The organism is Streptomyces sp. NPDC051664, assembly GCF_044453545.1.
Lineage (GTDB): Bacteria > Actinomycetota > Actinomycetes > Streptomycetales > Streptomycetaceae > Streptomyces.
This window is the reverse complement of record NZ_JBITCU010000028.1, coordinates 59,506-76,669: the sequence shown is the minus strand read 5'-3', so window position 1 is coordinate 76,669 and position 17,164 is coordinate 59,506. Positions and strand designations below refer to the sequence as shown.

16 protein-coding genes, 1 tRNA gene and 1 pseudogene are annotated in these 17,164 nt (G+C 69.4%); 7 read left to right on the top strand and 11 right to left on the bottom strand.

The window, feature by feature from the left end; all coding sequences use genetic code 11:
• Nucleotides 1-427 precede the first annotated feature (427 nt).
• Nucleotides 428-763: a hypothetical protein gene (locus tag ACIA8E_RS33295; RefSeq protein WP_399303757.1), complete on the top strand. Its 336-nt coding sequence runs from the start codon at nucleotides 428-430 to the stop codon at nucleotides 761-763.
• On the opposite strand, the gene ACIA8E_RS33290 is transcribed toward ACIA8E_RS33295, so the two are convergent.
• Nucleotides 745-818: transfer RNA gene (locus ACIA8E_RS33290), tRNA-Pro, on the bottom strand. The two genes, ACIA8E_RS33295 and ACIA8E_RS33290, sit on opposite strands and share 19 nt — an antisense overlap.
• A 128-nt stretch (nucleotides 819-946) precedes the next feature.
• Between ACIA8E_RS33290 and ACIA8E_RS33285 the strand changes: the two are divergent.
• The 3 genes and pseudogenes from ACIA8E_RS33285 to ACIA8E_RS33275 form a co-directional block, all read left to right on the top strand.
• A pseudogene (locus ACIA8E_RS33285) lies at nucleotides 947-1,380 on the top strand (transketolase); the annotation flags it as partial.
• 266 nt (nucleotides 1,381-1,646) lie between these two features.
• Nucleotides 1,647-5,165, top strand: coding sequence for a ThuA domain-containing protein (locus ACIA8E_RS33280; RefSeq protein WP_399303756.1), 3,519 nt, complete (start codon nucleotides 1,647-1,649; stop codon nucleotides 5,163-5,165).
• 28 nt (nucleotides 5,166-5,193) lie between these two features.
• Nucleotides 5,194-6,051, top strand: a complete 858-nt coding sequence (locus ACIA8E_RS33275) for a sugar phosphate isomerase/epimerase family protein (protein WP_399303754.1) — start codon at nucleotides 5,194-5,196, stop codon at nucleotides 6,049-6,051.
• Between the two features lie 63 nt (nucleotides 6,052-6,114).
• On the opposite strand, the gene ACIA8E_RS33270 is transcribed toward ACIA8E_RS33275, so the two are convergent.
• On the bottom strand, nucleotides 6,115-7,062 hold the full coding sequence (locus ACIA8E_RS33270; protein ID WP_399303752.1) for an NAD-dependent epimerase/dehydratase family protein: 948 nt from the start codon (nucleotides 7,060-7,062) through the stop codon (nucleotides 6,115-6,117).
• A 130-nt stretch (nucleotides 7,063-7,192) separates the two neighbouring features.
• On the opposite strand from ACIA8E_RS33270, the gene ACIA8E_RS33265 reads away from it, so the two are divergent.
• A complete protein-coding gene (locus tag ACIA8E_RS33265; protein ID WP_399303750.1) occupies nucleotides 7,193-7,918 on the top strand; it encodes a TetR/AcrR family transcriptional regulator in 726 nt (241 codons plus the stop codon).
• A 219-nt stretch (nucleotides 7,919-8,137) separates the two neighbouring features.
• Here ACIA8E_RS33265 and ACIA8E_RS33260 read toward each other — a convergent pair whose 3' ends face one another.
• From ACIA8E_RS33260 to ACIA8E_RS33250, 3 genes are read right to left on the bottom strand one after another with little or no spacing between them, the layout of a single operon-like run.
• A complete protein-coding gene (locus tag ACIA8E_RS33260) occupies nucleotides 8,138-8,980 on the bottom strand; it encodes an ABC transporter ATP-binding protein (RefSeq protein WP_313940289.1) in 843 nt (280 codons plus the stop codon).
• Nucleotides 8,977-9,993 carry an ABC transporter substrate-binding protein gene (locus tag ACIA8E_RS33255; protein ID WP_399303747.1) on the bottom strand — a complete coding sequence of 339 codons (1,017 nt, stop codon included), beginning with the start codon at nucleotides 9,991-9,993 and terminating at the stop codon, nucleotides 8,977-8,979. Before ACIA8E_RS33255 ends, ACIA8E_RS33260 begins: the two co-directional genes overlap by 4 nt.
• A gap of 51 nt (nucleotides 9,994-10,044) precedes the next feature.
• Nucleotides 10,045-10,908, bottom strand: a complete 864-nt coding sequence (locus tag ACIA8E_RS33250) for an ABC transporter permease (RefSeq protein ID WP_399303745.1) — start codon at nucleotides 10,906-10,908, stop codon at nucleotides 10,045-10,047.
• 255 nt (nucleotides 10,909-11,163) lie between these two features.
• On the opposite strand from ACIA8E_RS33250, the gene ACIA8E_RS33245 reads away from it, so the two are divergent.
• Complete coding sequence (locus tag ACIA8E_RS33245) at nucleotides 11,164-12,207, top strand: LacI family DNA-binding transcriptional regulator (RefSeq protein ID WP_399303743.1); 1,044 nt, start codon at nucleotides 11,164-11,166, stop codon at nucleotides 12,205-12,207.
• A gap of 138 nt (nucleotides 12,208-12,345) precedes the next feature.
• On the opposite strand, the gene ACIA8E_RS33240 is transcribed toward ACIA8E_RS33245, so the two are convergent.
• Nucleotides 12,346-12,792: a hypothetical protein gene (locus tag ACIA8E_RS33240; RefSeq protein ID WP_399303741.1), complete on the bottom strand. Its 447-nt coding sequence runs from the start codon at nucleotides 12,790-12,792 to the stop codon at nucleotides 12,346-12,348.
• Between the two features lie 245 nt (nucleotides 12,793-13,037).
• Between ACIA8E_RS33240 and ACIA8E_RS33235 the strand changes: the two genes are divergently transcribed.
• The gene (locus tag ACIA8E_RS33235) at nucleotides 13,038-13,163 is read left to right on the top strand and encodes a hypothetical protein (protein ID WP_399303739.1); all 126 of its coding nucleotides are present in this window, start codon (nucleotides 13,038-13,040) and stop codon (nucleotides 13,161-13,163) included.
• Here ACIA8E_RS33235 and ACIA8E_RS33230 read toward each other — a convergent pair.
• Genes ACIA8E_RS33230 through ACIA8E_RS33210 form a run of 5 tightly spaced genes read right to left on the bottom strand, consistent with a single transcriptional unit; the run spans nucleotide 13,153 to nucleotide 17,073 of the window.
• The gene (locus ACIA8E_RS33230) at nucleotides 13,153-13,743 is read right to left on the bottom strand and encodes a GAF domain-containing protein (protein ID WP_399303738.1); all 591 of its coding nucleotides are present in this window, start codon (nucleotides 13,741-13,743) and stop codon (nucleotides 13,153-13,155) included. The two genes, ACIA8E_RS33235 and ACIA8E_RS33230, sit on opposite strands and share 11 nt — an antisense overlap.
• Nucleotides 13,740-14,390 carry a GTP-binding protein gene (locus tag ACIA8E_RS33225; RefSeq protein ID WP_399303736.1) on the bottom strand — a complete coding sequence of 217 codons (651 nt, stop codon included), beginning with the start codon at nucleotides 14,388-14,390 and terminating at the stop codon, nucleotides 13,740-13,742. The genes ACIA8E_RS33230 and ACIA8E_RS33225 overlap by 4 nt, the downstream gene beginning before the upstream one ends.
• Complete coding sequence (locus ACIA8E_RS33220; RefSeq protein ID WP_399303807.1) at nucleotides 14,368-14,739, bottom strand: DUF742 domain-containing protein; 372 nt, start codon at nucleotides 14,737-14,739, stop codon at nucleotides 14,368-14,370. The genes ACIA8E_RS33225 and ACIA8E_RS33220 overlap by 23 nt, the downstream gene beginning before the upstream one ends.
• 2 nt (nucleotides 14,740-14,741) lie before the next feature.
• Entirely contained in the window at nucleotides 14,742-15,176 is a 435-nt protein-coding gene (locus ACIA8E_RS33215) for a roadblock/LC7 domain-containing protein (protein ID WP_399303734.1), read from the bottom strand.
• A 7-nt stretch (nucleotides 15,177-15,183) separates the two neighbouring features.
• Nucleotides 15,184-17,073 carry an ATP-binding protein gene (locus tag ACIA8E_RS33210; protein ID WP_399303732.1) on the bottom strand — a complete coding sequence of 630 codons (1,890 nt, stop codon included), beginning with the start codon at nucleotides 17,071-17,073 and terminating at the stop codon, nucleotides 15,184-15,186.
• Nucleotides 17,074-17,164 lie beyond the last annotated feature (91 nt).

Here is a 17,164-nt window from a genome sequence, read left to right as displayed (position 1 = left end):
GTTGCTGCACCTGCTCCCGCGGGATGTGCCGCGGCGGTTGCGGCTGCTGGTGCGCCCGGCCACGGTGTTGCGATGGCACCGCGACCTGGTCGTGCGCCGCCAAGCCCCGGCCCAAGCGCCCGGGCCGGCATCGGACCGTAAACTCGATCAGGACCCTGATGCTGCGCCTGGCGCCGAAAATCCCAGCTGGGGCTATAGAGGGTGCACGGCGAGCTGCTCGTGCTGGGAGTGAAGGTGGAACAGGCGCAGCATGGCGAACGCGTTCGTCACGCCCAGGTAGGCCAGTCGCACCAGCACGGTCGATCATGTTCCCGCAGCGCTCAGCACTCGCGCCAGACCGCAGGACCAACCGACCGGGATCAAGATCCGCGAGACCCGCATAACGCTCTCCCCTGTACGGATGGGGTTATCGGCAAGGCTAGGGTTCGTGGCGCAGCTCGCAATGCCGAACGCCCGGTTCTTCACCATGCCGGCCGACGACGGCACCGTGAACACGTACGTGCTCGACTCGACGAACGACTCGTTCTCAGCGCTGTCACCGGACGGCGACGGGTGGACGGTCCAGCAAGGCGGCCCGGTGCTGCTGTGGGACGAGGCCGAGCGGTCTCTCGCGGTCCGGCATACGGCCGGGGCGCCGGGCCCGTCCGAGTTCATCCGTCAAGGGGACTGGGAGCGAGCCGGGAACAGAAAAAGGGCCGTTATGAAAACGGCCCTTCACCTGCGACGTTCGATACGTTCGAACTGTCGGGACGACAGGATTTGAACCTGCGACCCCTTGACCCCCAGTCAAGTGCGCTACCAAGCTGCGCCACGTCCCGCTGCTCGCCTGACCTGGGCTTTTCCCCTGGCCGAACGCGCATGAGAACAATACCGCACTTGGGCCGGTGCTCACGAACGCCTTTCGGTAATTGACCTCGACCAAACTTGAGGTCGAACGCTGGGACGCATGACGATCAAGACCGCCGCACCGGCGCTCCCGTACCGCGACCTGAATGAGCCTGATGACGGGCGACGAGAGACACGGACCCGCGGCCACCTCGACCCTCGACGCCCTCCGGGTGCCGTACCACCGCGTGCTGCACGTCACACCTGCCCCGGTGGACGATCCGGAGCGCGACAGGTTCCCGCTCTCGAAGGGCTGCGGGCCGATGGCGTACTACGCGGTCCTCGTCGCGCACGCGGCGACTTCGACGAGGATCTGCCGCCCGGTTTCGGCGGGTACGACTCGCCACTGGACCACCCGGACCGACTGCTCGTCCCGGGTGCCGAGATCGGCAGCTACCACTGGGACACAGGCTGCCGCCGGCCGTCGGCCGCGTGCTCGGCCTGCGGGCGCAGGGGCTCACTGATCCGCAGGCCTGGGTCCTGATCGGGGACGCCTAGCTGGACGAGGGCAAGCGCATCCGCTCACCGCGATCGTGGAACGGTGAGAGCGGAATGCGGGCGGCCGGGGCGGACAGCCGTCCCTAAGCCGCTGGGGGCCGGGCGACGGGGCCCGGCCGTTCCGCACTCCCCGTCACAGCGAAGTCACAGAGAGCCCTTCCGGCCCATTGACCCCGTGGATGACGTGAACCTACTCTGAACGGCGTACTCCAGAAAGCGCTTTCTACATCCCGCAGTCGGCATCTACCGCACAGGGAGCGCCCATGAGTCACCACCCGCCCCGCAGAGATCCGCTGAGCAGACACCTGCTGAGCAGGCACCCCTCGCGAGGATTACCTTCGCCTCTCCTCGCTCTCACCGCACTCCTGGCCCTGGTCCTCGGCCTGCTGGTGGCCTCGCCACCCCGCGCGCACGCGGCCCCCTTCCGGGTCCTGGTCTATTCCGAGGTCACCAACTTCAGGCACGATTCGATCCCCGCAGGGGTCGACGCGATCAAGAAGCTCGGCGCGGAGAACGGCTTCGACGTGGAGGCCACCGACGATTCGGCGGTCTTCAACGACACCGATCTCGCCCGCTACCAGGCCATCGTCTTCAACAACACCAACTCCACCCCGGAGACGGGTGACTTGCTGAGTGCCGACGAGCGGGCCGCCCTGCAGAAGTTCATCCGTGGGGGCGGCGGCTGGGTCGGGCTGCATGCCGCGTCCGCCAGCGAGCGCGACTGGGACTGGTACGAGGGACTGGTCGGCGCGATCTTCGACCAGCATCCCGCCGTGCAGACCGGCCGGATCAAGGTCCTCGACCATGCGCACCCGTCCACCAAGGGCCTTCCGGACCTCTGGGAGCGCACGGAGGAGTGGTACAACTGGCGCACCAACCCGACCTCCAAGGTACACACGCTCGCGCAGATCAAGGTGCGCGACGGCATCACCGGCCTGGACGAGGGCGTGGACCATCCGTGGTCCTGGTGCCAGAACTACGACGGCGGACGCTCCTGGTTCACCGCGGGCGGCCATGCGGCGTCGGCCTTCCAGGAGGAAGGCTTCGTCAAGCATCTGCTGGGTGGCATCGAATGGGCCGCGGGTGCCAAGTCGGGTGACTGCACGGCGACCCGTACCGGTTCGTTCCAGCGCACCGCCCTGGCCACCAGCGATCTCGCCGACCCGTTCGAGCTGGCCGTCGCCCCCGACCGCCGGGTGTTCTTCGCCCAGCGCACCGGGAAGCTGAAGGTCATCGACCAGCAGACCATGAAGGTCACGACGGCACTGGACTTCGCGTACACGCCGGAGATGACCAGCCAGTCCGACGGGCTGCTCGGCCTCGCGCTCGACCCCGGCTTCGCCACGAACAACTGGCTCTATCTCCTGCACTCCGACAAGACCGAGAAGCAACTCGACCTCTCCCGCTTCACCGTCACCGGTAACACGGTCGACCCGGCGTCGGAGAAGCGACTGCTGACCATTCCGACCTGGCGGGGCGAGGGCCGGGCCAACTCCCATATGGCAGGTTCGCTCGCCTTCGACAAGGACGGCAATCTGTACGCGGCGACGGGCGACAACACCGACCCGTTCGCCTCGGACGGCTTCAACCCGATCGACGAGAGCGAGGGCCGGCGCGCCTGGGACGCCCAGGGCACGGCAGGCAACACGAACGATCTGCGCGGCAAGATCCTGCGCATCACTCCGAAGGACGACGGCACGTACACCGTCCCGGAGGGCAATCTCTTCGCGCCCGGCACGGAGAAGACGCGTCCGGAGATCTACGCGATGGGGATGCGCAACCCGTTCCGGATCACCACGGATCCGCTGAGCGGCGCGCTGATGGTCGCCGACTACGGTCCTGATGCCAAGGCCGCGGTCGCCGACCGCGGGCCCGAGGGCACGGTCGAGTACACCCGCATCACCGAGGCGGGGAACTTCGGCTGGCCGTACTGCGTCGGCAACAACACCCCGTTCAACGACTACGACTTCGCGGCGAAGAAGTCGGGCCCGAAGTTCGACTGTGCGGCGCTCGTCAACGATTCGCCGAACAACACGGGGCTGCGGGAGCTGCCGCCGGCCCAGCCGGCCACGGTCTGGTACGCCTACTCCGCGTCCGCCGAATTCCCGGAGCTCGGCACCGGTGGCGGTGGCCCGATGAGCGGTCCCGTCTACGACTACGACCCCGACAACACGTACCGCACCAAGTTCCCCGAGTACTTCGAGGGGAAATGGCTCACCTATGAGCTGACCCGCCAGTGGTTCAAGACCTTCTCGTTCCAGCAGAAGGACCAGACGTTCACCGATCCGCGGTTCGCACCGGTCAAGGCCGGTGATCTCCAGTCGATCAACGGCATTTTCGCGGACATGAAATGGAACCAGCCGTTCGATGCCGACTTCGGTCCCGACGGGGCGCTGTACGTCATCGACTTCGGGCTCGGCAGCGGCACCGGACGCGGCGGCAGCAACGAGGGGGCGGGCATCTACCGGATCGATTACGTCGGTGACGGACGGCTGCCCGACGCGAAGATCACCGCGAGCCGGGACAGCGGTCCCGCACCGCTCACCGTCGCGTTCTCCAGCGCGGGATCCGGACTGCCGGAGGGACAACCGGTCACCTATGCCTGGGACTTCGACGGCAACGGCACCACCGACTCGACGGATCCGAACCCCTCGTACACGTACCGCACCAAGGGGCTCATCACGGCACGCCTGACCGTCACCGGGCCCGGTGGACTGACCGCGCAGGCCGTGCAGGACATCACCGTCGGCAACACCAGGCCCGAGGTGACGATCAAGCAACCGCCGAACGGGGGGATGTTCAGCTTCGGCGACACCATTGCGTTCACGGTCAAGGTGAAGGACAAGGAGGACGGGCGGAACGGGGCGCCGATCGACTGCTCCCGGGTGGTCGTACAGTCGCAGCTGGGCCATGACACCCATCTGCATCCGCTCGACAACTACACCGGCTGCACCGGCGAGATCGTCACGGACGCCGGGGACAGCCACGGCCCGGGACAGAACCTGTACTACGGGATCACCGCCCAGTACGAGGACAAGGGCACCCCGGACGCCCCCGCGCTCACCGGCTCGACCTCGCTGACGCTGCGCACCACGTTCCGTGAGGCGGAGCACTTCACGGCGACCGGCGGGGCGCACGACGGTGTGGTGGTCGCCAGCAGGACCGACGCCTCCGGCGGCAAGCGGCTGACGGAGATCGAGGACGGCGACTGGATCAGCTTCGATCCGGTGCATCTGAAGAACATCGACTCGGTGACGGTCGGCGCGGCCTCCGGCGGGATCGGTGGCACCGTGGAGTTCCGGTCCGGTTCCCCGACGGGCCCCCTGCTCGGCAAGGTGACCGTTCCGAACACCGGTGACTGGGGCAAGGTCGTCTCGCCGACGACGGCCCTGGCGAACCCGGCGAGCAGCGTGAAGCTGTACGCGGTGTTCAGCAATCCGGAGTGGTCAAGTGACAAGGCGGACCTGTTCGCAGTGGACTGGCTGCATTTCAACGGGTCCGGCATCGAGAAGAAGCCCGGTACGAAGATCAAGGTGAAAGCGGCCCCGGCCACGGGTACGTCGCCGCTCGCCGTCGCGCTGAGCGGTGTGGTCGAGCCGGTCGCCGGTCGCACCATCACCTCGTACCACTGGGACTTCGGCGACAACGTCGAACCTGCGGGCACGGAGGGCGCGACCGCGACACACACCTACGACCGCAAGGGTGCGTACACCGCACATCTGACCGTCACCGACGACAAGGGCGACACGAGCACCGGTTCCGTCCGCATCGACGTCAGCTGAGCGCGCGTCGGATGAGAGGAGAGACGACATGAACTGCACACGACGTGCGTTCCTCGGCACGGCTCTGGGTGCCGCCGCGGCCGCCGGTCTCGGTACGGTCCCGGCGTCCGCCGCCGGGTCCCGCCGCTGCCGCCGCATCCCGCCGTCCGGGATCGGCATGCACCTGTACACCATGCGCACGCCGCTCGCGACGGACTTCCGGGGCACGCTGGAACGGCTCGCGGAGATCGGGTACGCAACGGTCGGGGTGAGCGGCCGGCACGGCAACAGCGCCGCCGACATCCGGCGGATGCTCGACGAGACACGGCTCAAGGCGGTCCTCGAACATGTCGGGTACGACATCGTGAAGGGCGCCGGGCTGCCGCAGGCTCTGGAGGAGATCCATACGCTGGGCGGCAAGTGGATCGTCGTACCCAGTCTGCCGGGATCGCTGCACAGTCCGGCCGGATACCGGGAGGCGGCCCGGGAGTTCAACAAGGCCGGGCTGGCGGCCCGCGAGTCCGGGCTGAAGCTGCTCTACCACAATCACGGCACGGACCATCAGGTGGTGGACGGTGTCAGCCTGTACGACATCCTGCTCGCCGAGACAGATCCGGAACTCGTCGGCTTCGAGCTGGATCTGTACTGGGCGGCGAACGGGGGCGCCTCGGCGCCCGGCGAGCTGTTCGTACGCCATCCCCGGCGCTTCCCGGCGCTGCATGTGAAGGACATGGCACCGGACGGGGACTTCGCCGATGTCGGGTCGGGGGTGCTGGACTTCCCGGCGATGTTCGACACGGCGCGGCAGGGCGGGGTGAAGCAGTGGCTGGTGGAGCACGACTCGCCGGCTGATCCGTTCGCCTCGGCGCTCGCCAGCCATACGTATCTGTCGCGACTGCGGTACTGAGCGGTCCGGCGCACGGCACGGCCCCGGAGACCGTTGCTCGATTCTCCGGGGCCGCTGCGGTGCTCAGTGGGCGGCAAGCAGCTGCTCGTACCAGGCGAGGGTCGCGTCCACCGTGGCCGGGAGCGGGTTCGGAGTGAGGCCGTAGGCCTTCTCGATGGCCGACGAGTCGACGATCTGCGGCTCGGTGTGCTGGTAGAACATCTCGGCGTACTCCGCCATGAAGACCTCGTCGAACGGGCCGAACGGGCGCGGCTCGTCGACGACGGTGACGGCGAGCGGACGGCCGGTGCGCTGCTCGATCATCGTGAAGATCTGCCGGGTGGTCAGCGCGGGTGCGGTGGGCAGGTGCCAGACCCGGCCGTCGCTGTCGGGGTGCGCGCCGAGGGTGGCGAGTCCGGCTGCCACATCCGCGATGTACGTGTAGCTGTGCGTCAGGTCGATGTCGCCGAGGGCCGGCACGGCTCCCCCGGTCAGCGCGGCCGGGAAGACGGCGCCGCCCAGGGTGGAGTTGAGCACGCCGGGTCCGACGAAGTCGGCCGACCGGCCGAGGACGACACGGAGCCGCCCTTCGGTGTGCGCAGCGAGATAGCGGGCGTCGAGTTCGGCGCGCATCCGGCCCTTGCGGCTCGTCGCGTTCCACGGTGAGTCCTCGGTCATCACGGCGCCGTGCGTCTCGCCGTACGGGTAGAGCGTGTCGAGCACGACGAGCCGCGCGCCGACCGCCTCGGCCGCGGTGAGGACGGCCTCCTGGATCCGCGGCATGACGTCGACCTGGAGGTGGTAGCCGACGTTGACGCAGTGGTACACGACCGCGGCGCCCTCGACCGCGGCCCGGGCGCCGTCCGCGGTGGCCACATCGGCGGTGAACCGCTCGACACCTTCGATCGCCGCCCCGCCACCTGCCCGGTCGACGAGCCGGACCGGGTGGCCGCGGCCGACGAGTTCACGGGCGAGCGTGGTGCCGGCCGGGCCTGCGCCGAGAACTACCTGGAGATCACGTACCGCTGTCATGGCGTACCCCTCTACATCGCTGATGTCTTCTTGCAACCGTTAGAGACTGTAACTTCTGCGATACGCCATAGCAAGAGCCACTGTTAGACTCTGTAACAGAAGTGAGCTTGACTAGCGAAAGGGGCCGGTGATGGTCCAAGCCCAACAGGGGCCGCGCGCCCGATACCGGGAGCAGACCCGGTCGGAGATCAAGGAAGCCGCGCTCCGGCAACTCGCCGAGGGGGGTGTCGCGGCCCTCGCGCTGACCCGCATCGCCAAGGACATGGGACTCTCCGGCCCGGCGCTCTACCGTTACTTCGCCAGCCGCGACGATCTGCTGAACGCGCTGATCAGAGACGCCTACGACGACGCGGCTGCGGCCATGGCCGCGGCGGCCGACCGCTCCACGGCCGCCTCACAAGGCCCGCGCGCGCACCTGCAATCACTGGCGGAGGCCTACCGGGCCTGGGCGGTCACCGAGCCGCATCGCTACCTGCTGATCCAGGGCTCCCCGGTGCCGGGCTATGTCGCACCGGCCGACACACTGGACCGGGCCCGGGCGGTGCTCGGTCCGTTCCTGCCGGTCTTCGCGGACGGGTCGCCGGGGGCCGAAGTGGCCGGTGTGGTGGACCAGATGACGGCGTGGGCCGGGTCGGACGCGGCTGTGGCCGGATGGGTGGCCGAGTATGTGCCGGCCGCCACCGGCGACACCGGGATGTCGGGGCAGGCTCTGGCCGGCGCCGTGCTCGCCTGGGCGCAGCTGCACGGATCGGTCGGGCTTGAGGCGGCCGGTCAGTTCGCGGGCATGGGGCACGGCGGCGACACGCTGCTGGCCGCGCAGACCGAGATGCTGGCGGACGCTTTCGCGCTGGCGTGAGTCCTGGGCCCACGACGGGGGCAGGCGCATGCGCACGATGGCCGGGGCGCAGAGCGTTTCGTACAAAGGTCAGGGCGCAGGCGCCTGTGCACGGGGACACGGGGACACGGACATCAGCACAACCGCGCGCAGACCCGGGCGTCTGCGACTGTGCACGCGGGCAGCGGCGCCGGCACCTCGCTCGAAGGCCGGGGCGTCGACGCCCCGGCCCTTCCCTGCTCAGTCGTGCGCGGACGCCGCCCCGAGCAGATCGCGGATGTGGGCGGCCGCGTCCCGGAACTCCGGGCGGCCGAGCGTCTCGCCGTACTCCCTTTCCGCGTCGAGTCCCACCTCGATGATCTCGGTGATGGTGCCCGGCCGCGGGCTCATCACCACCACCCGGTCGGCCAGATAGACCGCCTCCGATATCGAGTGGGTGACCAGCAGCACGGTGGTGCCGGTCTCCCGCCAGATTCGGTTGAGCTCCATGTTCATCTGCTCGCGGGTGAGGGCGTCGAGCGCGCCGAACGGCTCGTCCATCAGCAGGACCGGCGGTTCGTGCAACAACGCCCGGCACAGCGCCACCCGTTGCTGCATGCCACCGGACAACTCGTGCGGATACGCGTCCTCGAAGCCGTCGAGCCCGGTCATCCGGATCAGTGCGTCCACCCGTTCGCGCGCCCGGGCCGCGGGCATCTTCCGGATCTCCGCCTGGAGCAGGATGTTGCGGCGCGCGGAACGCCACTCGAGGAGAGCGGCGCGCTGGAAGACGTAACCGATGTCGTGCCGTGGGCCCTTGACCTGCTCGCCACCGAGCCGGACCTCACCCGTGGACGGCTTCAGCAGCCCTGCGACCAGCTTGAGCAGGGTCGACTTGCCGCATCCGGACGGACCGACCAGGGCCACGAACTCGCCCGGCGCCACATCGAGCGAGACGTCGCGCAGAGCGGTGACATCGCGGTTCCTGCCACGGAACCGCACCGAGACGTCCGACACTCCGACGGCCGGCGTGACGGCGCCGCGGTCGCCCGAGGACAGCGGGTCCCGCTCCAGGGGCTTCGCCTCCTGCTTGGGCATCGTCATCCCTTCGGCGCTGTCTTCGCGTCCCAGTACTCCCCCACGGCCTTCGGCTCGGCGACCATGCCGGCCTCGGCGAAGACATCGATGGTCTGCTGCCAGTCCGCCTCGTTATTGACCCCGGGGGCCTTGCCCTCGGTCGACGAGGTGTGCAGCAGCGTGAGCGTCGTCTTGAACTGCTCCGCCAGCACGTTCTTCGGCGGCAACTGCTCCGACGCTCCGTCCATCGCGGCAACCGCGGGGCCGGGCGCCTTCTCCGCGGCGGCCCACGCCTCGCTGACCGCCTGCGCCATGCGCCCCGCGAGCTCCGACTTCGAGGCAAGGAGCTTCTGCCCGGCAAGCAGGCCGTTGGAGTAGAAGTTCAGCCCGTTCTCGGAGAAGCGGAGGTACGAGACGGGCTTCTTGGCCTTGTCCTGCATGGTGGGGCCCTGGTCACTGGCGTATCCGAGCAGTCCGTCGGTCTTCCCCGAGATCACCGCGGCGATCTTGCCCGCCGGGTCGGTGTTCTGGACCTTCACGTCCGACTCGTCGATGTTGTTCTTCTTGAGGAAGATCGGGAACGTCTTGGAGAGTGCGTCCCCGGCCGTCCCTGCGATCGTCTTCCCCTTGAGATCGGCGGGTGACCCGATGCCCTTGGCGTCGAAGGACTGCACGGACGCGGGAGTGGTCTGCAGGAAGACGCCGAGGCTCTTGACCCGCACCCCCTGGTCGACCGCGGCCAGCAGCGCCGGGGTGTCGGCCCAGCCGAAGTCGGTCTGCCCCGCGGCGGTCGCCTGCACCGTCTTCTGCGAGCCCTGGCCCGCCTGAATCGTCAGATCGATGCCGTGTTTCTCGAAGATCTTCTGCTGCTTGCCGTAGTAGAACGGCGCGTGTTCGCCGTATGGATACCAGTTGAGCGTCAGCGTGACCTTGTCCAGCTTCTTGCCCGATTCACTGGTGGTCGACGCGTCGTTCTCGCCGCAGGCCGTGGCCAGCAGAACAAGAGGTACGACACCGATCAGGAGTCTGCGCGGGTGCATGGGCTGGCCCTTCTCGCGACGGGGTCCGTGACAGCAGTCAGTGCGTGGCGTTCAGTACGAGGTGGTGGCGGGTGCGTCCCGGCGGCTGGCGTGCCACGGGAGCAGGAGCTTCTCGGCGATCTCGACAGCGACGAACAGGACGACACCGATCAGGGACATCACGAGCAGCCCGGCGAAGAGCATCGGGGTGTCGAGGTTGCCGTTGGCCTGGAGGATCACGTAGCCCAGCCCCTCGTTGGCACCGACGAACTCGCCGACGACCGCCCCTGTCACGGCCAGCGTGACCGCGACCTTGAGGCCGGAGAAGAGATGAGGGAGGGAGGCCGGGAAGCGGATCTTGAGAAAGGTCTGCCAGGGCTTGGCGCCCATCGTCGCCGACAGCTGCAGCATCTCCGGGTCGACCGCCTTGAGGCCGGTGACCATGGAGATCACCACGGGGAAGAATGCGATCAGGACGGCGATGAGGATCTTCGGTGCGATACCGAAGCCGAGCCAGACCACGAACAGCGGTGCGATGGCGATCTTCGGTACGACCTGGGCGAACAGCAGAATCGGGTAGAGCGTGCGCTCGACGGTCGAGGAGTACACCATGATCACGGCCGCCAGCACGCCGACGGCCACCGCGATCACGAAGCCGAGCAGCGTCTCGTACGTCGTCACCCAGCTGTGCTGCCAGAGATAACTCGCCTTACCCGTGAGGACATCGAGCGTCGCCCCCGGTGACGGTACGAGGTACGGCTCCACCAGCTCGGCCGCCGAGATCACCCACCAGGCAACGAAACAGGCCAGCAGCAGGGCGACCGGACGCCAGCTCTGCTCGGCCGCCCGCGCGAACCGCTCAGCTGCTGACGGCGCGGACCGCCGGGCAACTCCCGCCACTTCGGCGGGACTTTTGGTCAACGCGCTCTGGCTCACTTGAACTCCCTGTGCTTCGACGGCAGTTACGGAGAGCTGTGCGATTTCGCGATGACGGGGAAGACGCTTTCAGAAAGCGCTTTCTGGTAAGGTGCCGCCACGCTAATGACTGCCTGCACGCATGGTCAATAGGTCGTCCCGAAGTTTCGGGACCCTGCCGCCACCGCGCCCTTAGGAGTCGAGTTGAGTCAGCCGGTGACAATGGCGACGCCGAACCCTCCGGGGTCTCGGCGTGGCGTCGGGACCGCAACCCATGTGACGCTCGACGCCGTCGCCCGGGAAGCCGGGGTCTCACCGGCCACCGCCTCGCGAGCGCTGAACGGCACGGCCCGGGTCCGCGACGATCTGCGGCAGCGGGTGCGCGCGGCGGCCGACCGGCTCGGCTACATCCCCAACGTCCACGCGCAGGCACTGGCCGGTGCCGCCAACAACCGTACGGTAGGCGTGATCTGTCATGACGTCAGCGACCCGTACTTCGCCGCGATCTCCAGCGGTGTGATGCGGGCCGCGACGGAACAGGGGCTGCTCGTGATGCTGGCCTCGACGTTCCGCGAACCGGCCCGGGAGATCAGCTACGTCTCCATGCTGCGGGCCCAGCACGCCCGGGCGATCCTGCTGATCGGATCGGGCTTCCAGGACCGCGCCTGGGAGCGTGCGATGGACGCCGAACTGGAGCCGTACGTCCGGGTCGGCGGGCGGGTGGCGGTCATCAGCCGGCACCGCAGCCTGCGGGTGGACGCCGTGCAGCCGGAGAACCGGGCGGGGGCCGCAGCGCTCGCCCGGGCGCTGGTGGAGCTGGGGCATCGGACGTTCGCGGTGCTCACCGGGCCGGCCGCGCTGACCACGGTCTCCGACCGGCTGGCGGGGTTCCGGGAGGGGCTCGCCGAGGCGGGCATCGGGCTCGGGCAGGTGGTGGAGGGGGCGTTCACCCGCGACGGCGGGTACGAGGCGGCCCGGCGGCTGCTGCTCGATGCGGGGCGGGCGCCGTCCCGGTCACGGCCGACGTGCGTGTTCGCGGTGACCGATGTGATGGCGGTCGGTGCGTTGGCGGCGCTGCGCGAGGCGGGGTTGCGGGTGCCTGAGGACGTGTCGCTGGCCGGGTTCGACGACATTCCGCTGGTACGGGAGCTGTCGCCGCCGCTCACGACGGTGGCACTGCCGCTGACATCGATGGGCGAGAGCGTGATCGCGCTGGCGCTCCGGGAGACAGGGGCGGCACGGAGGGCGCGGGTGGTGCGGGTGGAGGGGGAAGTGGTGTTGCGGGGCAGTACGGGGGCGCCCCGGGGTGGAGTGCGGTGACCGGGGGCGGCCCAGGACCCGCATTGTCCTCAATCGCCCGCATAGCCTTGAGGTCATGGGAAGGACCCCCTCGACGGGCTTGACTGTGCCGGCGATTGAGGACGCAGCCGTCCACCATGAACGTGTCAGGACGTGGACCTAGGGGTGGATCAGGACCTGGGCCAGGGCCACCCGCCCCGTTCCCGACACCGCGATCTTCACCGTGCGGGTCCGGCTGTCCAGGTCGAGGACCGTCGGGAGCTGTCCCTTGCCGCTCACGTGGACTGTGCCGTCTTCGGTGGTGACGTCGAAGTCAGCGGTCGTCGTCGACGAGTTGTTCCAGATCTCGATCTGGCGGATGTGCTTCGTCGCGCCCAGATCGACCTGCCACCAGGCGCCCGCCTCGGACAGCGTGCGGGTGTCCGTGTTGGTGTCGGCGTCGAGGGCGAGCCCTGCACCCGCTGTGCCCTCGGTAGAGGACTGGGTGCCCGTGCGGGCGAGGTCGGTGCGCAGCTGCTCCACCGGGCCGCCGTGGGCGCCGGCCCGTGCGGCGACGGCGAGCGCTACGGCGGGCAGCCGGTCCAGGCCGGTGCGGTTGTCCGTCATGACCGATCCCGTTCCGGCGAGTGCGGGCGCGGCGGTGTCGGTCCAGTTGGTGCGGGGGTGTTCTGGATGCCGTAGTCGGCCCAGTTGCCGCGGGCGGCCTGGAGACCACGTACGGGTCCGGCGTCGCGAGGGACGTGCAGTCCAACGCGTACGGGCCGCATTCCGCGATCCCGTATCTGCGTGCCGACCGCTAATCGGGCGGGCGGAGCACCCACGTCTCACTGATCGTACTGTCCCGCGACACCGTGCATCCGCGGGCGTCGCGTACGTCGGTGGTGGTGCGGGCGGACGCGGATTCGGTGGTGCTGACCTTCCTGGACGGCACCACGGTCGAGGTGTGGGCGCCGGAGGCGGGGCGGATCAGGGCTTGATGCTCTGGTTGTCCTCCCGTCGATGGATGTGGCCGATGAGTTCCTGCGCCAGGGACTTGATCGTGTCAAGGCCGGCCCGCCCCCAGGGGCGGGGCACGGTGTCGACGGCGCAGACGGCGCCCAGTGCGACGCCCGTACGGTCGATGAGCGGCGCTCCCAGATAGGAACGGATGCCTATCTCGTCGACGACCGGGTTTCCGGCGAATCGCGGGTAGTCGCAGACGTCCTCCAGGACCAGTGCCTTGCGCCGTGCGACGACGTGCGGGCAGTAGCCGTGGTCGAGCGCCATGTACCGGCCGCCACGGCCGCTGCCCGCGGCCGTGGCGCCCAGATCGGAACCGGTGCGGGTGCCGGCCGGGGTGTGCAGACCGGCGAAGAACTGCCGGTTCCCGTCAATGAAGTTGACCAGCGAGAACGGCACATCCGTCACTTCGGCCACCTTGTCGGCGAACGCGTCGAAGCTGTGGAACGAGGTGTCGCCCCGCTCCCCGAGCCCGAGCGTCCGCAGCCGTCGGGTGCGGACAGCCACGTCGCGGTCGACGGGCGTCAGCAGCGGCCGGCCGTTCGCATGTCGGCTCACGGCTGGACTCCGAAGCCGGAGAACGGGGCCGGCTCCGAGGTGGCGTTGATCAGGTGCTGCACCAGCGTGACCAGCGCTCCGGTGCCCGAGCTGGCGATCCGGGCGTCGCAGAGGACGACGGGCACGTCGGGTCCGAGGTCGAGCGCGGCACGTACCTCCTCGGGGCCGTAGCGGTAGCACCCGTCGAACTCGTTGACCGCGACGATGAATCCGATGCCGCGCCGTTCGAAGAAGTCGACGGCCGGGAAGCACTCCTCGAGTCTCCGGGTGTCCGCCAGCACGACCGCGCCCAGCGCGCCCTGGGAGAGCTCGTCCCACATGAACCAGAAGCGCTCCTGGCCCGGGGTACCGAACAGATAGAGCACATGCTGCTCGTCGAGCGTGATGCGGCCGAAGTCCATGGCGACCGTGGTCGCGGTCTTGGATTCGATCCCCTCGAGGCTGTCGGTCGCCGCGCTGACCTGGGTGAGCAGCTCTTCCGTACTCAGCGGTGCGATCTCGCTGACCGCGCCCACGAACGTCGTCTTGCCGACGCCGAAGCCGCCCGCCACAAGGACCTTGAGCGCGACGGGGAAGTACTCGGTGTCCCCGGTGCCGTCACCCCCGGCCGAGCCGCCGAAGCCGTCAGAGCTGTCGTCGTAAGCCATCGAGCACTGCCTCCAGCAGGGATCGGTCGGTGGGCATGTCATAAAAAGCCGGCGGATGAGCGGTGACTGCGCCGCAGTCCACCAGGTCGGAGACGAGCACCTTGGTGACGACCGCGGGCAGCCGCAGATGCGCGGCGATCTCGGCGACCGAGGTCGGACCGCCGCACATCCCCAGCGCCACGGAGTGCTCGGGGCCGAGATGGGTCTGCAGATCGCTGCCCGTGGCCATCACCAGGGAGAGCAGGTCGAGCACGGTCGTCGGACGGGTACGGCCGTCGCTCACGGTGTACGGACGGATGAGCCGGCCGGCCGCATCGTCGAGCAACGGCCTGTCCTGCGGGGCCGACACCCTCACAGTCCCGTGGTGCTCGGTGCCCCGGCCGCTTGTCTGGCCGGGGTCATCAGATACGGCCGGACGCTCTTGACCAGCATGGTCATCTCGTATCCGAGCACCGCGGCATCCGCTTCGCGTCCGGCGAGGACGGCGAGACAGGTGCCGGAACCGGCGGTGGAGACGAACAGCAGCGTCGAGTCGAGCTCCACCACCACCTGGCGGACCTCTCCGTTGTCGCCGAAGCGCGCCCCGGCGCTGCGGCCGAGGGAGTACAGGCCGGCGGCCAGCGCCGCCATGTGGTCGGCGCTGTCGGCGTCCATGCCGTGGAGGGATTTCACCAGCCCGTCGGCGGAGAGCAGGACCGCGCTGCGCGTGTACGGCACACGCTGTACCAGTCCGCTCAGCAGCCAGTCGAGGTCCGAGACCTGACCGGACGGCATATCGGTCGCCATGGTGCATCTACTCCTTGAGGGTGTTCGTTTCGAGGGGGTCCGGGGCGGGGTGCGACGGTTCGGCGCGCGCGGTGAGTCCGCGGACCGGCAGCGGTTCGAGTGGGGCCGGCGGTTGCCAGGCCTGCGGTGCGGGCGCGTCGGGGGTGCCGTCCGGGGCCTGCGCGGTGTCGGCGTCCGAGACGCTGCGGGCCTCGGCGAGCTCGATGCCCCGGCGGAAGGACGCCATCAGGCCTGGGTCGTGCAGGACGGGTTGTTCGTCCTCGGTGCGCGGCGCGGGGGCCTCCCGGAGCTGCGGGACCAGGTGTTCCTGGTTGGTGCGCCTGGGGAGTTGGGGCCGGCCCATGGTGCCGCGTACGACTCCGGGGTCGGGCTGGAGCGCCGGAATCGCGTCATCCGGGCGCTGGACGCGGGGGCGGGCATCGGCGGGCGTGGACCGGTTGACTCTCTCGGCACGCAGCGGCAGCGGTGGGGCTTCGCCCTGCCTTCGCAACTGCTGCGGTGGCTGATGCAGCCGCAGCGGCTGACTGGGCATCTGCGGCTGCCGGTTCGGGGCCGAGGCGGGGCTCAGGTTCCGCTGGTGCGCGGCGTCGTCGTGGGCCGGTGGCCGGTGTACGCGGCCGGGCGGCGGGACCGGGGCGGCGTCGGCCGTCGTGGCCGCGTCCGCTTCGACCCCGAGCAGGGACTGCGGCAGCACCAGTACGGCCTGTGTGCCGCCGTAGATGTTGCTCTGCAGCCGGACCGCGATGCCGTGCCTGCGGGCCAGTGACGCGACGACGAACAGCCCGATCCGGCCGTCCTGCAGCAGATGGGCGACGTTGACCCGGTCGGGGTCGGCAAGCAGGGTGTTCATCCGCTTCTGTTCGTTGCCCGGCATGCCGAGCCCGCGGTCCTCGACCTCCAGGGCGAGCCCTGCGGTGACGTGCTGGGCGCGCAACAGCACCTGGGTGTGCGGAGCGGAGAACACGGTGGCGTTCTCCACGAGTTCCGCCAGCAGATGGATCACATCGGCCACGGCGTGCCCGCGCAGCGTGCCGTCGATCGGCGGCACCAGCTTGACCCGCGGATAGTGCTCGACCTCGGCGATCGCCGAGCGCAGCACCTCGGTCATGGTGACCGGGCTGCTCCACTGCCGCCTGGAGACGGCGCCGCCGAGGACGGCGAGGTTCTCCGCATGCCGGCGGATGCGGGTGGCGAGATGGTCGACGTGGAAGAGGCCCTTGAGCAGATCGGGGTCCTCGACCTCGTTCTCCAGTTCGTCCAGCAGCTGAATCTCACGGTGCACGAGCGACTGGAGCCGGCGGGCGAGATTGACGAATACCTCCACCCGCTGTTCCTCGCCCGATTCGCGGGTGAGCCGGTAGGCCTGCACGACTGCGGCCAAAGCCCCTTCGTGCGAGCGGCCCATTTCCTGCGCGAGCAGGTCGAAGGCGTCGCTGCCGGGTGGAACGGGCTGCGGGGGCCGCCGCGCGGGCAACGGTTCGCCGATGCGCAACTGCTCCACCACCCGCTGCAGTTCGGCCTGCCCCTGTGCACTGGCACGGCGCAGGGCCAGACACCGGCCGAGGACGGTGGTGGCGACCCGGTTGGCGCCGAGGAACGCGGCGACCACGGCGGCGACGGCCAGCGCCGCGGACCCGCCCAGCACGGTCCAGAGTTGGGTGGTGATCGGGGCACCCGTGGAGCGGACGGTGATGATGACTGCCGCGGCGCCGCTCAGTGCGACGGCGATGGCCGGCAGCACGGCCGCGCGGAAGATCTGTGGCCGTATGCGGGCATCGGGGGACAGCTGTGCGGCGCGCGGCCTGGCGGCGGCCGAGTGGGCACGGGCCCCCGGCCGGCCGTGCCGCCCGCCCTCTCGGCGTTCCGGTCGCGCTTCGGGTGCGCGAAGTTGAGACATCAGCGTCCTCGGTACGTGGGGCACCAGGATTCGGCGTTCATGTGGTGGCACCTACGGTGGTCGGTCAGGCTCAGGTCATCGGTCGGGCAGG